This window comes from Leptospira limi (assembly GCF_026151395.1).
GTDB classification, from domain to species: domain Bacteria; phylum Spirochaetota; class Leptospiria; order Leptospirales; family Leptospiraceae; genus Leptospira_A; species Leptospira_A limi.
The window spans coordinates 396,557-411,387 of sequence record NZ_JAMQPV010000001.1 but is presented as its reverse complement, the minus strand read 5'-3'; the positions used below and the strand labels follow the sequence as shown (position 1 = coordinate 411,387).

General features: G+C 36.3%; 16 protein-coding genes. 2 read left to right on the top strand and 14 right to left on the bottom strand.

Annotated elements, in window-relative coordinates; all coding sequences use genetic code 11:
* Window positions 1-60 precede the first annotated feature (60 nt).
* The 13 genes from ND812_RS01820 to ND812_RS01760 all read right to left on the bottom strand — a co-directional run bounded on the left by ND812_RS01820 (window position 61) and on the right by ND812_RS01760 (window position 12,856).
* Window positions 61-1,188 (bottom strand): Re/Si-specific NAD(P)(+) transhydrogenase subunit alpha, encoded by a 1,128-nt coding sequence (locus ND812_RS01820; protein ID WP_265355770.1) that lies wholly within the window; start codon window positions 1,186-1,188, stop codon window positions 61-63.
* 1 nt (window position 1,189) lies between these two features.
* Window positions 1,190-2,122: a UDP-glucuronic acid decarboxylase family protein gene (locus ND812_RS01815; protein WP_265374012.1), complete on the bottom strand. Its 933-nt coding sequence runs from the start codon at window positions 2,120-2,122 to the stop codon at window positions 1,190-1,192.
* A gap of 57 nt (window positions 2,123-2,179) precedes the next feature.
* Window positions 2,180-3,061 (bottom strand): M50 family metallopeptidase, encoded by an 882-nt coding sequence (locus tag ND812_RS01810; RefSeq protein WP_407658425.1) that lies wholly within the window; start codon window positions 3,059-3,061, stop codon window positions 2,180-2,182.
* 15 nt (window positions 3,062-3,076) lie between these two features.
* Window positions 3,077-5,446, bottom strand: coding sequence for a PP2C family protein-serine/threonine phosphatase (locus ND812_RS01805; protein WP_265374010.1), 2,370 nt, complete (start codon window positions 5,444-5,446; stop codon window positions 3,077-3,079).
* Window positions 5,443-6,711 (bottom strand): hypothetical protein, encoded by a 1,269-nt coding sequence (locus ND812_RS01800; protein ID WP_322113635.1) that lies wholly within the window; start codon window positions 6,709-6,711, stop codon window positions 5,443-5,445. Before ND812_RS01800 ends, ND812_RS01805 begins: the two co-directional genes overlap by 4 nt.
* Window positions 6,708-7,862 (bottom strand): bifunctional glutamate N-acetyltransferase/amino-acid acetyltransferase ArgJ, encoded by a 1,155-nt coding sequence (argJ, locus tag ND812_RS01795; protein ID WP_265374008.1) that lies wholly within the window; start codon window positions 7,860-7,862, stop codon window positions 6,708-6,710. Before argJ ends, ND812_RS01800 begins: the two co-directional genes overlap by 4 nt.
* 51 nt (window positions 7,863-7,913) lie before the next feature.
* Window positions 7,914-9,278, bottom strand: a complete 1,365-nt coding sequence (locus ND812_RS01790) for a HAMP domain-containing sensor histidine kinase (RefSeq protein ID WP_265374007.1) — start codon at window positions 9,276-9,278, stop codon at window positions 7,914-7,916.
* Window positions 9,271-9,945, bottom strand: coding sequence for a response regulator (locus ND812_RS01785; protein WP_265374006.1), 675 nt, complete (start codon window positions 9,943-9,945; stop codon window positions 9,271-9,273). Before ND812_RS01785 ends, ND812_RS01790 begins: the two co-directional genes overlap by 8 nt.
* Window positions 9,946-10,016: 71 nt before the next feature.
* Window positions 10,017-10,397 carry a hypothetical protein gene (locus ND812_RS01780; RefSeq protein ID WP_265374005.1) on the bottom strand — a complete coding sequence of 127 codons (381 nt, stop codon included), beginning with the start codon at window positions 10,395-10,397 and terminating at the stop codon, window positions 10,017-10,019.
* A gap of 6 nt (window positions 10,398-10,403) precedes the next feature.
* Window positions 10,404-10,760: a hypothetical protein gene (locus tag ND812_RS01775; protein WP_265374004.1), complete on the bottom strand. Its 357-nt coding sequence runs from the start codon at window positions 10,758-10,760 to the stop codon at window positions 10,404-10,406.
* Window positions 10,744-11,226, bottom strand: coding sequence for an RNA polymerase sigma factor (locus ND812_RS01770; RefSeq protein WP_407658422.1), 483 nt, complete (start codon window positions 11,224-11,226; stop codon window positions 10,744-10,746). Before ND812_RS01770 ends, ND812_RS01775 begins: the two co-directional genes overlap by 17 nt.
* Before the next feature lie 86 nt (window positions 11,227-11,312).
* Window positions 11,313-11,687: a hypothetical protein gene (locus ND812_RS01765; RefSeq protein WP_100716893.1), complete on the bottom strand. Its 375-nt coding sequence runs from the start codon at window positions 11,685-11,687 to the stop codon at window positions 11,313-11,315.
* On the bottom strand, window positions 11,684-12,856 hold the full coding sequence (locus tag ND812_RS01760; RefSeq protein WP_265374003.1) for a hypothetical protein: 1,173 nt from the start codon (window positions 12,854-12,856) through the stop codon (window positions 11,684-11,686). Before ND812_RS01760 ends, ND812_RS01765 begins: the two co-directional genes overlap by 4 nt.
* A gap of 12 nt (window positions 12,857-12,868) precedes the next feature.
* On the opposite strand from ND812_RS01760, the gene ND812_RS01755 reads away from it, so the two are divergent.
* Window positions 12,869-13,600 (top strand): hypothetical protein, encoded by a 732-nt coding sequence (locus tag ND812_RS01755; protein WP_265374002.1) that lies wholly within the window; start codon window positions 12,869-12,871, stop codon window positions 13,598-13,600.
* Window positions 13,597-14,262 carry a leucyl/phenylalanyl-tRNA--protein transferase gene (gene aat / locus ND812_RS01750; protein ID WP_265374001.1) on the top strand — a complete coding sequence of 222 codons (666 nt, stop codon included), beginning with the start codon at window positions 13,597-13,599 and terminating at the stop codon, window positions 14,260-14,262. The genes ND812_RS01755 and aat overlap by 4 nt, the downstream gene beginning before the upstream one ends.
* Here the strand turns inward: aat and ND812_RS01745 are convergent.
* The gene (locus ND812_RS01745; RefSeq protein WP_265374000.1) at window positions 14,240-14,830 is read right to left on the bottom strand and encodes a hypothetical protein; all 591 of its coding nucleotides are present in this window, start codon (window positions 14,828-14,830) and stop codon (window positions 14,240-14,242) included. The genes aat and ND812_RS01745 overlap by 23 nt on opposite strands.
* Window position 14,831: the final 1 nt, after the last annotated feature.

The window sequence follows — 14,831 nt, the reverse complement described above, 5'->3', positions numbered from 1 at the left end:
GATTTTTGAAGGAAAAAGAACAGAAAAAGGCCAGAAATATTTCTGGCCTTTTTCATTAGATTACTCTCCTAAAAGAGCAAGTGTTGGTTTGTGTCGGATAGAACCATTTTCAGCAATCATACATGCATTGATGATTTCATCTTCTAGGTTGATATTAAATTGTTTTTCTTTGTTCACAAACAGTTTGAGAAAGTTCACAATGTTCTTTGCATACATTTTACTTGCATCCATTGGTTGTGTACTTTGTAGGTTTGAATTCCCAATGATTGTGATCCCTTTGTAAACAATGGTTTTATCATTTTCAGTTAATTCACAGTTTCCACCGTTTACTGCTGCAAGATCTACAATGACAGAACCTTGTCTCATTTTATCAACCATCTCTTTTGTAATCAGAAGAGGTGCACGTTTTCCAGGAATGAGCGCCGTAGTAATGATGATATCTGCTTTTTCGGCAAACTTTGCAATTGCTTCTTTTTGGCGTCTTTGGTAGTCTTCCGATTGTTCTACCGCATAACCACCAGTATTGGATGCATCTGCTGCACCTTCCACTTCAACAAACTTCGCACCAAGTGACATACACTGTTCTTTAACTTCTGGTCGAGTATCAAAAACATCAACTACTGCACCTAAACGACGTGAGGTTGCAATCGCTTGCAAACCTGCAACTCCTGCTCCAAGGATTAATACACGTGCAGGTGTAATTGTACCAGCAGCAGTTGTTAACATTGGAAAAAATCGACTGTAGTTAGACGCAGCAAGTAAAACTGCTTTGTAACCAGAAACCGTTGCTTGGCTACTGAGAACATCCATAGATTGTGCTCGTGTAATCCTTGGGATCGTATCCATCGAAAAGATTTTGAATGAAGCCGCTGCAATTTCTTTCACTTTTTTAGGGAAAGCCAATGGTGATAATGTAGCGATGTACATTTTATCTTTTCCAATCTTTTTAGCACTCGCTTCATCTAATGCATGAATGGAAACTACGATATCGGAGCCAGATAAAATAGAATCTCTCGATTCCACTGTTGCACCAACATCTTTGTAGTCTTGGTCTGAGAAAAATGCGCTGTCTCCAGCTGTAGTTTCAATCGCAACACTGAAGCCTAACTTTTTCAATGGATCAATCACATCTGGTGTGATTGCAACTCGGTTTTCATACGATGGTTCTTTGATTACGCCTATTTTCATTTTATACTCTTTTGCTAAAATATTCGATGGTTTTTTTTACACCTTCCACGAGTGGAACAGTGGTAGTATAATTCAGTTTTTCTTTCGCCAAACTTAAGTTTGGCTTTCTTCTTGTTGGATCATCTTGAGGGAGTGGAAGGTAAATTATTTTTGATTTACTTCCAGTTTCTTTGATCACTAGTTCTGCTAGTTCTTTGACAGTAAATTCACCGTCGTTACCTAGATTGACTGGACCCACAAAATTTTCAACGTTCATCATATCGATGATACCTTTTACGAGATCATCCACAAAACAAAAAGACCGAGTTTGGCTTCCATCACCATAAATCGTGATATCTTCACCACGTAACGCTTGTACGATAAAATTACTGACAACCCGTCCATCATCTGGTATCATTCTTGGGCCATATGTATTAAAAATGCGAATGACTCGGATTTCAACCCCATGTTGTCTGTGGTAATCAAAACACAAAGTTTCTGCCACACGTTTCCCTTCATCGTAACAACTACGAATACCGATGGTATTCACATTTCCCCAATACGACTCCGTTTGAGGGTGTTCGAGTGGGTTACCATATACTTCTGAAGTACTTGCTTGTAGGATCCTTGCTTTAACTCGTTTGGCAAGACCCAACATATTCATCGTACCTAACACGTTTGTTTTTACGGTTTTGATGGGGTTACTTTGGTAATGGACAGGTGATGCAGGACATGCCATGTTATAAATTTGATCCACTTCTAATTTGATTGGATCTGTGATGTCGTGACGGATGAGTTCAAAATTAGGATTGGAAAGTAGGTGAGTGAGATTTTCTTTTCTACCAGTGTGAAAATTGTCTAAAACAATGATTTTGTTTCCAGCATTGAGCAGTCTTTCTGCTAAATGAGACCCGATGAACCCAGCTCCCCCCGTTATGAGAATTCTTTTTGCCATTGAGATTCTATATTTGTGAAGTCGGTGTCCTACGCAAATGAAAATTTGCGATAAGGACTAACCTTGGTTGTCTTTCGATGGAGGGTCTAAGAAGAAATTTGGAGGTAAAACGATCCCACTTTCTGGATCAACCCCCCGTTTTTCCAACCAAAGTTTGGCTTCTGGTGAGAGTTCTCCAGGGAATCGTTCAAATTGTTCCACAGGATCTGGAGAATGGTGGACTTCATCGTGAGAAAGAGAAGTTCGGAGAGACATAAAAATGATCCCAATGCTAAGCAAAGACCAAAGTGTTGCGATCAAATATCCCAATATCAAAACCACTGTTGGAATTTCTTCATTTTGTAAATCTTCAGGTCCAAGGCCTGCCATCCAAAAGGCAAGGATTCCCGCATCGGTTTCTGCGAGCCGTTCCGCAAAATCAGATAAATCATATAAAGAATACAATGAAATGCTAGTACCTAAAAAAACGAGGGAAAGGATCGAGGTAGTTTCACCTAACATTCCTAAAACTAAAATCCCAACTCCCCAGAAAATACCTGTAAAATAAGCTAGATCACCTAATTTTGAATACAACACGCTGACAGAAATCAAAAACAAACCAAACAAAATCATTGTTTGGCGAGCATGTCGGCCTTGGAAACCCAAACGTAACAAAAATGCTCCAACAATGGATGATCCAATGTATCCTGCCGATACGACTAAGATAAAAGAACCTCGAAAGGATGCAGGAACTGCTATGGTCTCTCCACCTTCATTACCGTGAAGAGTGATTCCTTTCACAACACCACCGCTAAAAAGTGCGGCCGTTGCATGGCAGATTTCGTGAATCAAAACCACAAACTCTTTTAAGTACGAAGTGAATTGGTGGTCCCAAAACGCGACTAAACTAAGGATGAGCGATAAAAAAATGACAAATTTAACGGGTTTTTCTGCCATCATCGGTTTAAGTATCGGCTAGTTGGGGCTAAAAGAAAGACCAATAAATGTAATATCGTCTGATTGTTCCCGATTTCCTCTGAATTGTGTCATTCTTTGGTCGAGTAAAGAGGGGAGTTCTTTGACCGTTTTGTCTGCATTATAATGTAAAAAATCAATAAGAGTCTCCTCTCCAAATATTTCATCTCGTTCACTAAAGGCTTCTGTAATCCCATCTGAATACAAGAATAGTTTGGTTCCTGGTAAAAGTTTTAATTCTTGAACATGGTAATCAGTTTCCAAAATACCTAACACTCGTTGAGTTTTAGAATGTAATTTGATTTGTCCATCAGCACGCATTTCTATTAAGGAAAGATGACCTGCATTTACATACTTAAATACATTTTCAGTTGAGTCGAATATTCCACCAAGTAAGGTCATAAATTCATTCCCTTTGTATCTCGCACGAAAAAAGGAATTAATTTCTCGGAATAATCCTTCCAGTGAAGTACCATTTCTAAGTTGTTCCCTTACAATACCCTTGATGGCACTCACTAAAAATCCAGTTCCAAGTCCATGACCAGCAACATCACCTAACAAAACAATCATTTTGGTATTAGAAATAGGGATAATGTCTAAATAATCTCCAGAAATACCAACAGCGGGTTTTGATATATAACCGTAATCAATCCCTTTTACTTCACTAGGTAAAATCAAACGTAAAGTGTTGTCCACAATGGAAGCTGTTTGTATATCTCTTACAATTTTACGTTTTTGAATTTCATCTTCCAATAAACTATAGTTTTCAAGTAACATTCCCGAAATTTTCACAACTTCATTAATGAATTTTAATTCACCAATTGAAAAATATTTTTTATCTAATTTTTCTCCGATCAAAATCATAGCTTGGATATTCTTTTTGTTTGAGGAAGAATCATAAGCTGGAAATGCCAATTGAACATGTAATCCTTTCAAAAAATTATAAAGTGTTTCTCTGAGCCCAATTCCATATTCTAAATGTGAGGTTACAGTGACACGATCAGTACTTTTGAAATAATTCCATATCTCAGATTGTGGGGAGATTCTCATAAAATCAATATTTCTGAGATCAGTATTTGCAAATTGATCACCTGGAATAAGGATGATTAAATTGGAAACATTTACAGTTTCCTTCACAGTTTTGTTAATCGTGAGAATGGTTTTTCTCATTGATAATGGAGAAGATAACAATGCTGTGATTTTATTGATACCCGCACTGAGTTTTGGATTTTTCTCAAAAAACCAATAATCAAAAAGTTCCTTCACTTTCAGTTTCAGGGGAATTAAATATGCAGTTACCAAAAATAAAAAGATAAAATTAAAAACCCATCTATCTCTTAAGTAACGAATGGGTAAAAGATAATCTAAGACAAAAATAGAACCAATATAGGTTCCTAAAATAATACCAACTAAAATTAAAGTAATAATACTAGGTGTAAAGATTACAAACGATGGAACAAATGTATATCGATATGTCCCATAGAAAAAACTTAGTATAAATAATAAATATGTATATATAAAGAATGATCGGTGAACATAAAACCAAGGATAACCATCAAAAAACAAAATACTTGTAGGTAAGGCTACATAGATGACAATAGAAAATACTAAAACCAATCGTTTTAGAAGTGCTTCTTCTTGAGGTTTTGATCGTATCAACTCAACGACATTTGCAATGATATTAATTGATCCAAATAAAACAGTGATTGCATGTGCAACAACTCCTATTCGTTCAATCAGAATTAAATCATACTTCTCTTGTGATGCAATCATTGCCATAATGAAAGATATCAACACTTGTGGTAATAACCATTTTGAATTAATTTCTTTCCCTCGAAGGCGATAGATTAAATGGTATTGTAAAAAACTTCCTAAATATAAGGTTAAAATGAATAAAAATATGGAATTTTTGAAAGCGAGTACAAATACATTGGATAATATAATTAATCCAAAATTAAAGAAAAATCCAAATATTAATGCATCTCTAGTTGAATAATAAAAATAAACAGCAATTGCTAAACTAAAAAATGCTAAAAATAGATCAGAAAAAAAGACACCCAAAACATCTGTTTTGCGAATATTCTTTAATTTAAATTCTTGTTCGTAAATTTCTCCCTGTGAGTTTTTAAGTTTTAATGTATAGGAATCTATTCCAGACAAATCACCAATGGATTCAAACCTTTCCAAATCGGAAGTGACAATTGAATTTCCCCAATGGGTTTTATTTTCTTCACCAATATTAACAATCAGTCCTGATGGGTAATAATAAAAGGGAAGTTTTCTTGAACTATTTTGAATTCCAATAATCGAAAAAAACAGAATAAGGAAAAATAGTAAAGAGGAGAGGATTGTGATTGCCAGTTCTCTCATTGTACTTCCAACTCTTTAAAATTAAACTTTAATACAGGTTCTCCACGCTGTTGTATGATGATGGGGCCTTTGTCCATACTAATCATATTTTTCCAACCCATACTCGCTACAACTTCTTCCGAATTTCTGATAATCTTAAATTGTTTTCCTTCTTGGATAATATAAAGTTCAGAATAACCAATTTTACCTATGATCATTTCATAGTTTTCTTTCCAGTCTAACTTTTGAAAGGTGGATTGGATTAGAGATTTAATGTCAGAAAAACCCTTCAATAATTTTAATCTAGATTGTGAATATACCACACCTAAAATATAAGAAAGAATAATGCCAATGTGTTGGTAGGATTTTCCTGCATTTAAAATGACAAAAAACCAACTTCCATCTTCTACTTGGAAAAATTCGATTAAGTTTCGATTGGTGCGTTTGAACGGTGTAATCTCCCAACCAAGAATATTCGGAATTGTTCCTGTTTCTAATAAATTTTGGACACGTACAGCATACTCAGCTTCTTTTTGGTACTTTTTATTTTCAGAGATGTGATAAGAGAGGATATGATTATGGATTGTGAGTGCAGATTGACCTGCCAATAAAGACAAACTGTGACTGGCGTCTGAATTAGGAATATTGGATACCGCTATGAATCCAAATAATTTTTCTCGAAAGATAAATGGATAAATATAATTGGCATGTAATTCCATGAAGTCATTGTTAATGCTTTCATTTGAGAATGTATTGGCAACAGATGCCCCGTTACGATTGGCTAGTAAAAACGATTGAAAGCTCGCTTTTACTGAAATGTCTTTTGTGGGGCTCAATTTTTTTTGTCTTCCACGAAAGTAGGAGTGAAAGGCAAAGGTTCCATTTTGAGTTAAAACCGCCATCGTACCAGATTGACTGCCTGTAATTTTAACCATATCGGGAAAAACATTTTTAATCAACGCATCGAAATTAAATCGTTTGATGGCTTGGCGGTATGACTCTGCGTCTTCTGTCAAATATTCTGATAAAAACTTTGTTCGCATATACCTCGCTAATCGTTCAATTAAAGGCAGATATAAAATGAGAGCAAAAGCACTTGTCAAAAGCAGGGCTAATTCCAATCGATAAGACATGGATTCAGGTATTTGAACTAAGATGATAAAATAAGAAACATACACTAATAAAATAAAAACAGTACGAGTGAATAAATTAGTAACCGAAAGTTTTAATTGGTAACTTGACGGTAAAAAAAATTTCAATGAATTTTTTATCTTAGCTAAACTCATGTTGTGTAATAAGCGTTTTCTTGGATGTATCCTTCCGTAAAGTCACAACTCCAAAAAGTTTTTTGAAAGTTACCTGTATTGAGATCAACCGTAATGAAAATTTCTTCATTCGATTTTAAATACTCGGCTAACTTTGATTTGGTCTCATTGCTTGCGCCTTTAACAGAAATCCCTCCCAATTGGATTTCTAAGTGATCATATGGAATTGGTTCGTCAAAAACTTTACCAATTGCCATGATGAAACGTCCCCAATTAGGATCCCCACCATATATGGCAGTTTTGACGAGAGGTGAGTTTAATATTGATTTTCCAATTTTTGTCACTTGGAGATTGTCTCTTCCATTTTTAACAGTTAGTTCAATTAATTTACTCGCGCCTTCACCATCTCTAGCAATTTTTTTGGAAAGTTCTGTAGCTATGTCTTTTAACATAGATTCAAAATCCTGATCTGGGATGCTTCCTAGTTTACCAGAACACATTAATACAACTGTATCACTTGTGGAAGTGTCTGAATCTATCGTGATACAATTGTATGTTTGATCCACAACACGTTTTAAAATTCCATTTAAATCTTTTGATTCAGGTAAAAAATCACAAAGGATATATGATAACATCGTCGCCATATTTGGTTCGATCATACCTGCACCTTTTGCAATCCCGTACATCACACCCTCATTTCCGTTATGCGAATAAGTTCGGTAGGAAATTTTTTTCTTTGTATCTGTCGTCATTATGGCTTCAGCTACTTCATCTAAATTTCCAGGTTTTAAGTTTTCTTTGGCAGTTGTGCAGGCAGTTAAAATTTTTTCGATAGGAAGAGGGACACCAATTACTCCCGTGGAGGAAGGTAAAATATCTTCTTTTTTGATTTCTAAGGATTTTGCTAATGTTTCGCAAATTTGATACGAATCCTTTATCCCTTTTTCGCCTGTTGCGACATTGGAATTTTTTGAATTGATGACGATGGCTTGTAAGTAACCATCTTTGATATGATCACGGCCAACATAAATGGGAGCTCCAGGAAAATTATTCCGAGTGAATACCGCAGCCGCTGAGCAGCGAACTTCAGAATAAATCACAGCAAAATCTAAACTTGTATCTTTGATTCCAATATTTTTGCCAAAGGAGTAAAATCCCAAAGGATACTTCATAATTACCTACCGGATACCAATATTCTATCCGGGGACTTCTCTTACGAGAATCTATTTTTTAGGAAAAACAAAGGAGAAAATGGATCCACCCTTTGGATTGGGAGACACAGAAACCTCACCAGAATGTAACCTTGCAATGTGTTTTACAATGGAAAGCCCAAGCCCAGTCCCACCCTCTTTTCTTGAGCGGTTGGTATCTACTCTGAAAAAACGTTCAAAGATCCTCTCTGCATCTTCAGAAGAAATGCCAATGCCTTGGTCGATGACTTGGATCACATTTTGTTCCTCTGTGGTGGATGCTTTGACAATGACACTGGAACCTTCTGGACTATAAGCAGAAGCGTTTGATATCAAATTTACGAGTAAATCTTCCAATAACAATCGATCTGCTCGAACCTTTAGGTCAAATGGAATGTCGAGAACCAGGTTTTGTTTTTTCTGAGAATAAATCACACCAAGAGATTCTGAAACATTTTTGACCAATTCTAAAATGGAAACATCAGTCAGATTTAAAACTGTTTTGTGGTTTTCTAATCTTGAAACCGTTAACATATCTTCTACAATACGTATGAGCCGATCTGTGTTACGAAGAATGGCATCCAAAAATTTTCGTTCATTTGAATCAGGTGGTAGTTTTAGTTTATATTCTAAAGTCTCCGCATAACCTTTGATAGATGTAATTGGGGTTTTTAATTCATGGGATGCGTTTTGGAAGAATTGTTCTCTTATCAACTGGTTTTGTCTGTCTTCTGTTATATCAGAAATCACTCCAATATATAATTGAACCATCGCATCTGATTTAATTGGATAAATTCTTGCTGTGTAAAAATGAAGTCCATCCTGGAATTCAGTTTTTCCTTCTTTTCCCGATTTGATTTTATCGGTGATAAAACTAAGCAGTTCTTTGTTTTTGATTGAGGGAATAAATTCTTTGAATTGTGAATTTTTTTCAATTAAGGTTTCTGCAATATTTCGATTCAAAAATAGAAATTTATGATTTCTATCAATTGCAAAAACACCTTCTTTTAAATTTTGAAGTAAATAATTAAACTTTTCCTTTTCAACTGTAAGATCTAAGAATTGAACTTTAAGTCGCCTTGCCATTTCATTGATGGAGGATGCAAGTGTTGCCAATTCACGAATGTCAGGTGATGACAATTCAACACCAAAATCACCCGCATTGATTTCTTTTGTTTTTTTCTCAACCGTTGCAAGAGGATCTGTGATTCGCATTGCAATGTTTGTTGAAATATAAAAAGTCCCAAAGATAGCAATGAGTACAAAACCAAATAGGATAAGTGGTCTTACGGCTGGGACAACCAAATCATAAATATAAAATACACCCAATGCAAGGGTCAAAAGTACAAGTAAAAGACCCCAATTGAGAAGGAGAAGTGTTGAAAAAAAACTACGCATCTCGGAATCGATAACCGACTCCGCGGATCGTTTCGAGTCGTTCTTTTTCGGAGAGTAATTTATCTCTTAGTCGTTTGATATTCACATCTACTGTTCGATCGGTGACAAAAACGTCTTTGCCCCAAATTCGATCTAAAAGTTTGTCTCGTGAAAAGGCAACTCCTGGATTTCCGGCAAACAGCTGTAATAATTTAAATTCGATTAACGTTAGGTCAATCTCGGTTCCTTCAACAAAAACTTTGTGAGCCGTTGGATTGATTTGGATTTTTCCAGTGGTTATGGTTCCCTGTACTTCTTGGTTTGGATCTATTGTTCTTCTTGTAACTGTTCTAACTCGTGCAACAAGTTCCCTGATATTAAAAGGTTTACGGATATAATCATCTGCACCTAACTCAAGTCCGAGTACCACATCGGTTTCACCCGTTTTGGCTGTGACCATTAGGATTGGGATTTGTGGGTACTTTTCTTTGATCCTTTTACAGAGATCCATACCACCAATACCAGGTAACATTAAATCTAATATAATGCCATCAGGGAGATTCTTTTCTAAACGAGGGAGGACTTCCATTCCATTATGGCAAACTTCCGTTTGGAATCCTTCTTCTTCCAAATGAAATTGGATGAGGCCGGCAATGTCTTCTTCGTCATCTACAATCAATATTTTCATGAATTGCCTTTAAAATAGCAGGGATTCATTACAAAAAGAATACAAAATGATGACAAAAAATCGATTCCCGATCATTTGCCAAGCATTTGGTTGATGTCTCGGATTGCTTTTCGTTGGCGAAGTAGTATCAACCCTAAAAATCCAGTGAACAATAGGAAAGCGAGTACATAGACCCAGAGTAACGATCTTAGCCGCGCTTGTTCTTTTTCGATCGCTTGGATTTCTTCTAAATGCGAAATGAGGAAGTAAAAATGATCTGCTTTTGGGTAGGATTTTTTCACTTCCGACCGTAAATCGGAGACAAGAACCTTTGCCTCTTCTTTGGAAAGAGATTCCACTAAACGGATCGACTTGTCTAGGTTCATGTTCAAAAAATCTTCTGCTGATGGGAGTGGTTCTGCAGACAATGCGGAAACGATTAAAAATAAGAAGGAAAATAAAAGACCTTTCACAAACGTTTAAACCTCTTCAAATCCAAGTTTCTCTTTCCATGCATTCAGAAAAGGAATTCTTGTGTTGAGGAGTAAAAAGCCAAGCACTAGGGAATAAAAACAAAAAAACAAACTCGAACTAATCAGGAGAGGGAGTAAATAAATGGAACTATCATCTTGTTGGATGGAAAAAAGCATAGTTCCAAACGGAATCAGTAACAACAAAAAGGAAACAAAGAGAGAAGAGAATAAAAACTTAAGAGGTAAAATTTGGCTTAACACTCTGACTCTGATGATAGAAGGAACTTCCATGTGTTTTAGAAGTGGATCTGGCTCAGAGAAAATTCCGTCAGGAAAAATAATCTGTTTATCCTTCGATTTCATGAGACCACCATTTCCTTAAAAGTTCCTTACCCCGTGAGATATGACTTTTAATTGTATTCAGTTTGATATTGAGATCGTTAGCAATTTCCTTTAATGGTTTGTTTTCAAAATAATGCAAATGGATCGGAAGTTGGTATGATTTTGGGAGTTTTGCAATGAGGGAATGTAATGTATGATGAGTTTCTTCTTTGTCTAAAATTTCGGCAACAGATGGTTTTGATTTGTCTGCAACAGTTGATACGTCTTCTGTCCAATCAGTGATGAGATGAGATTTCTTTTTGCTAACTTTAGTTAAGCGAAATTTTGCGATTTGAAACAACCAAGTTGAAAATTGAGCTTCTCCACGGAATTGGCTTAAGGATTCGTAGGCTTTGAGAAAAACTTCTTGGGTGAAATCTTCTGCTTCTTCTTCCGATAAAAAAGCTTTGCGTGCTTGGGAAAATACCATCCCTTGGTACCGTTTCATCAGTACTTCAAATTGAGAAACATCTCCACGTAAAACGAGTTGGATAGAATTCCAGTCTTCGTCGTTACATTTCCGTTTGGTCTCTGTTACCGGCTCAGTTTGTAAAAGGTCAAGAGACCGAGTCCAATTGCGAATGGGATTAACCCTCCTAACATCGCCATAGAACGACCTAAGACGAGTATAAATACAAACGATAACGTAAATCCAGTGAATGTCAACAAAAGACCTAGTAAAAATGAATACAATCTGATGTCAAAACTCCATGGTTTGTACTGACCTGACTGGATCAGTGCCATTTTCTGTTTATGCCACCATTGGAACAAAAAAAACAAAAATGTGGTCCCAAAAATGATCCCAATGTGAGGGACTAAATACAAAGCCAATCGATAGGGATCAGAACCACCTTGGTTTTGTATCTCTCTTAATAGTGTAACGATTGTTTCATACTGTTCAGGTGTCATGAAACAGCTTCTCCAATTAAATTTGATGCGTATGTACTAAGAAGTGACATACCTTCTGATTTGTCACATTGGAAAATTTGTAATCCAATATTCGTGGTCTCATTGTCTCCTTTTTTTAGACTTCGTAAACTTCCAAAAAATGTGTAAGGAGAAGAGTTGATTTTTAATTGGAAAGAAACTGGTGAACCTATGGGTCTTCCATCGATATTTGTCCCTTTTGGAATAGTCATTCCAATCCCACGACCATCTTGGCTAATGTCTCTAACGGGCGTTGTGCGAATGATTGTTTCCCAATCTTTTGCATAAGCAAATTCAAGTTGGAAAACAAATTCTTCTGCTTTTTGGTCTAAAAAGCTAAGTAAGGGGCCAATACCCTCGGGACCTTCGATATTAGATTGTAAAACCGGATTACCTAAATCAGGTAAATTGCTGATGATTTCGAAGTAACCTAATAGTACCTTACCATTGGCAAAAAATGGAAAGATTAATGTAGATTTTGTATTGCTGAGAAGTAACGAATCCAAATAGGAACGGACGTACATTTCACTCAATTTTTTAGGGCTATAAAATCCGCGATCAGTATAAAAAATCCTCCGATTCGCATCACGGACATAATACGGAGCTTTCGATGTAGCGAGGGCTTCCATTAACTGTGTGTCAGCGGCATAATAAAAACCAATTTGGACTTTTTTGATAAAGTAACCAAAATTCGTCAGCACTTGTTCTAGGTGGATTTGCCACTGGTTCAATGTTTGGTTGATGATAGATGTTTTTCCGTAAATGGAAATCACTGTCCCTAAATCCGCAGTTTGAGCCATCTTTAAATCATAAGCGGAAATGTCTTCGATGGCTGCCCGTTTTGCGGATCGTTCTAAAGGTTCGATTAAAATTTCGTATACTTGTAACAAATCGTCTTGGTACGGATTCACAGGTTTGACTCTAAGTTCCACACGATTTTCTTTTAGGACACAAACCAAGGATTTGGGTTTTGAGAACATGGGTTCCGTTGTTTCGATTGTGATGTGCACAGATTTTAAGATATCATTGACTGCGACTGGATTGGTAAGTGTGAATTTTTGATTGGTGTCACGGTCTTGTAGAACCGTAGTTGTCAACTTGGAAACAATCCCTAAAAGTGTCCTTTGGTCAGTCAGTCTATATTTTTTCATGGTCTAATGAGTATGATACGTAAAATCCTAATTTTCGCCATAGTTTTTCCATCCTTTTTGCCTCTTTTGGCAGAAAAACCTAAATACCAATATTTTGGTAAGGCATACGACCTAAACACAGGAAAATATGTTTATTCGGACAATCATAAAGAATATTATAATAATGGAAAACACACTCATTCTGAAATCCAATACAAAGACGCGAATGGAAAAGTATTTGGTTCCAAACACATTGAGTTTGATCAAAATTCAGAAGTACCAACCTTTAAAACCGTTGATGATAGAGATGGTTATACGGAAGGAGCCGATGTAAAAGGGAAATCGGTTCGTTTATTTTTTAAACGTAAAAAAGAAGATCCTCTTTCTGAAAAAACATATACTCCTAAAACACCTGCAGTGATGGACGGAGGATTCGATTATTTTGTAAGGAACAATTGGGAACCATTGTCTAGAGGAGAGAGAATGTCTTTCCACTTCATCGCTCCCGTACAACTTGATGATTATAAATTTGCGGTTTTAAAAATCAAGGATGGTGAGTGGAAAGGCAGACCAGCCCTTTACCTCAGATTAGAAATTGACAACTTCCTTTTGAAACAAGTTGTGAAACCATTCCTTTTGGTGTATGATGTGCAAACTCGTCGGATCTTACAATTCGAAGGTCTTTCCAATATCAATGACGAAAATGGAAAAAGTTTGAAAGTGAAAATTGTTTATGATTATCCAAAGGATGTATTGGAACCTTGACAAAGCGGAGTTTCGACCAATTTTTTAAAAACCCACGGCAATGGAGGGAAGATTTGGTTGCGGTCGGTGGTGATTTCTCCGTCGATCGCCTGTTATACGCATATACACATGGCATTTTCCCTTGGTCTGAGGATCCTATTCGTTGGTATTGTTTGGATCCTCGTGCCATTTTTGACATTCATCGAGTTCATTTTTCTAAAACCGTTCTTCGCAAAGTAAGGCAAAAAAAATTTCGTATCAGTTTTAACGAAGCATTCGCGATTGTCATGCAAGCATGTTCTTATCGGGAAAAGGATAACACTTGGATCACTCCTGGTTTTATTGATGGTTATTTGGAACTCCACAAAAAAGGTTGGGCGCATTCCGTTGAAGTATGGAATGCAGAAAATGTTTTAGTTGGTGGAGTGTATGGAGTTGCGATCGGTAAGTTTTTTGCTGGAGAAAGTATGTTTTCCTTTGAATCGGATGCAGGAAAAATTGGCCTCTTTCATTTGTTTGCAAAACTGAAAGAATCAAATTTTGAGTTATTTGACACCCAACAACTCAACCACGTGACTTGGCAATTGGGTGCTTATGAAATTCCCAAACTCTCTTATTTGGATCGATTGGAACGTTCTATCGAAGATATGGTTCCTTGGATTATTCCACCTTCACACGACTGATTTCATCTAAATCTACTTTCCAAAGTTTTTGTAATTCTTCTGTTATCCTTTCCCATTCTTTTTCTCCAATCATAGGTGCTTTGAATGGATCAAAATTTGGATGATTCTCAAAGAACTTCGCAATCTCCATTTGTTTCATCGTTGTTCGGTAAATCTCAGCTTCTTGGATTTCTGTTTCTGGATTTTTTTCTCCTTGGATGAAGAAAGGTTTGGAAAGGCTAAGTGACAATAAATCGAAATGGTGGAGGTTCAAAACATATCCAATGCGTAATAAAACCAAACTATGGTATTCGGTCAGCACCTTGCGGTACTCAGATGGATCATTGAATGTTAAAGCACTGTTACTACCATATGTGACATGAACTTCGTTCTGTTTGTCTTTGTTAAGCGTTGATTCAATGTTTTTAAATTCTGTTCCCAGTATTTTTGGCAAAATTGTTTCAGCAAAAGGAATGAGGGAACTTTTGTTTTGATCACGTAAGGTTGTGATTTCTTCTTTTGTGATTTCTCTCGGGCGACAACCCGAGAGCAAAACAAGAGTTATCATCAAATTGAGAACTAGATTCATC

Coding starts and splice junctions, on each gene's coding strand:
- ND812_RS01770 (WP_407658422.1), bottom strand. CDS start 11,226: ATGAAACGGTACCAAGGGATGGTATTTTCCCAAGCACGCAAAGCTTTT.
- ND812_RS01785 (WP_265374006.1), bottom strand. CDS start 9,945: ATGAAAATATTGATTGTAGATGACGAAGAAGACATTGCCGGCCTCATC.
- argJ (WP_265374008.1), bottom strand. CDS start 7,862: ATGAAGTATCCTTTGGGATTTTACTCCTTTGGCAAAAATATTGGAATC.
- ND812_RS01805 (WP_265374010.1), bottom strand. CDS start 5,446: ATGAGAGAACTGGCAATCACAATCCTCTCCTCTTTACTATTTTTCCTT.
- ND812_RS01765 (WP_100716893.1), bottom strand. CDS start 11,687: ATGACACCTGAACAGTATGAAACAATCGTTACACTATTAAGAGAGATA.
- ND812_RS01760 (WP_265374003.1), bottom strand. CDS start 12,856: ATGAAAAAATATAGACTGACTGACCAAAGGACACTTTTAGGGATTGTT.
- ND812_RS01815 (WP_265374012.1), bottom strand. CDS start 2,122: ATGGCAAAAAGAATTCTCATAACGGGGGGAGCTGGGTTCATCGGGTCT.
- ND812_RS01790 (WP_265374007.1), bottom strand. CDS start 9,278: ATGCGTAGTTTTTTTTCAACACTTCTCCTTCTCAATTGGGGTCTTTTA.
- ND812_RS01775 (WP_265374004.1), bottom strand. CDS start 10,760: ATGAAATCGAAGGATAAACAGATTATTTTTCCTGACGGAATTTTCTCT.
- ND812_RS01810 (WP_407658425.1), bottom strand. CDS start 3,061: ATGATGGCAGAAAAACCCGTTAAATTTGTCATTTTTTTATCGCTCATC.
- ND812_RS01745 (WP_265374000.1), bottom strand. CDS start 14,830: ATGAATCTAGTTCTCAATTTGATGATAACTCTTGTTTTGCTCTCGGGT.
- ND812_RS01820 (WP_265355770.1), bottom strand. CDS start 1,188: ATGAAAATAGGCGTAATCAAAGAACCATCGTATGAAAACCGAGTTGCA.
- ND812_RS01800 (WP_322113635.1), bottom strand. CDS start 6,711: ATGAGTTTAGCTAAGATAAAAAATTCATTGAAATTTTTTTTACCGTCA.
- ND812_RS01755 (WP_265374002.1), top strand. CDS start 12,869: ATGATACGTAAAATCCTAATTTTCGCCATAGTTTTTCCATCCTTTTTG.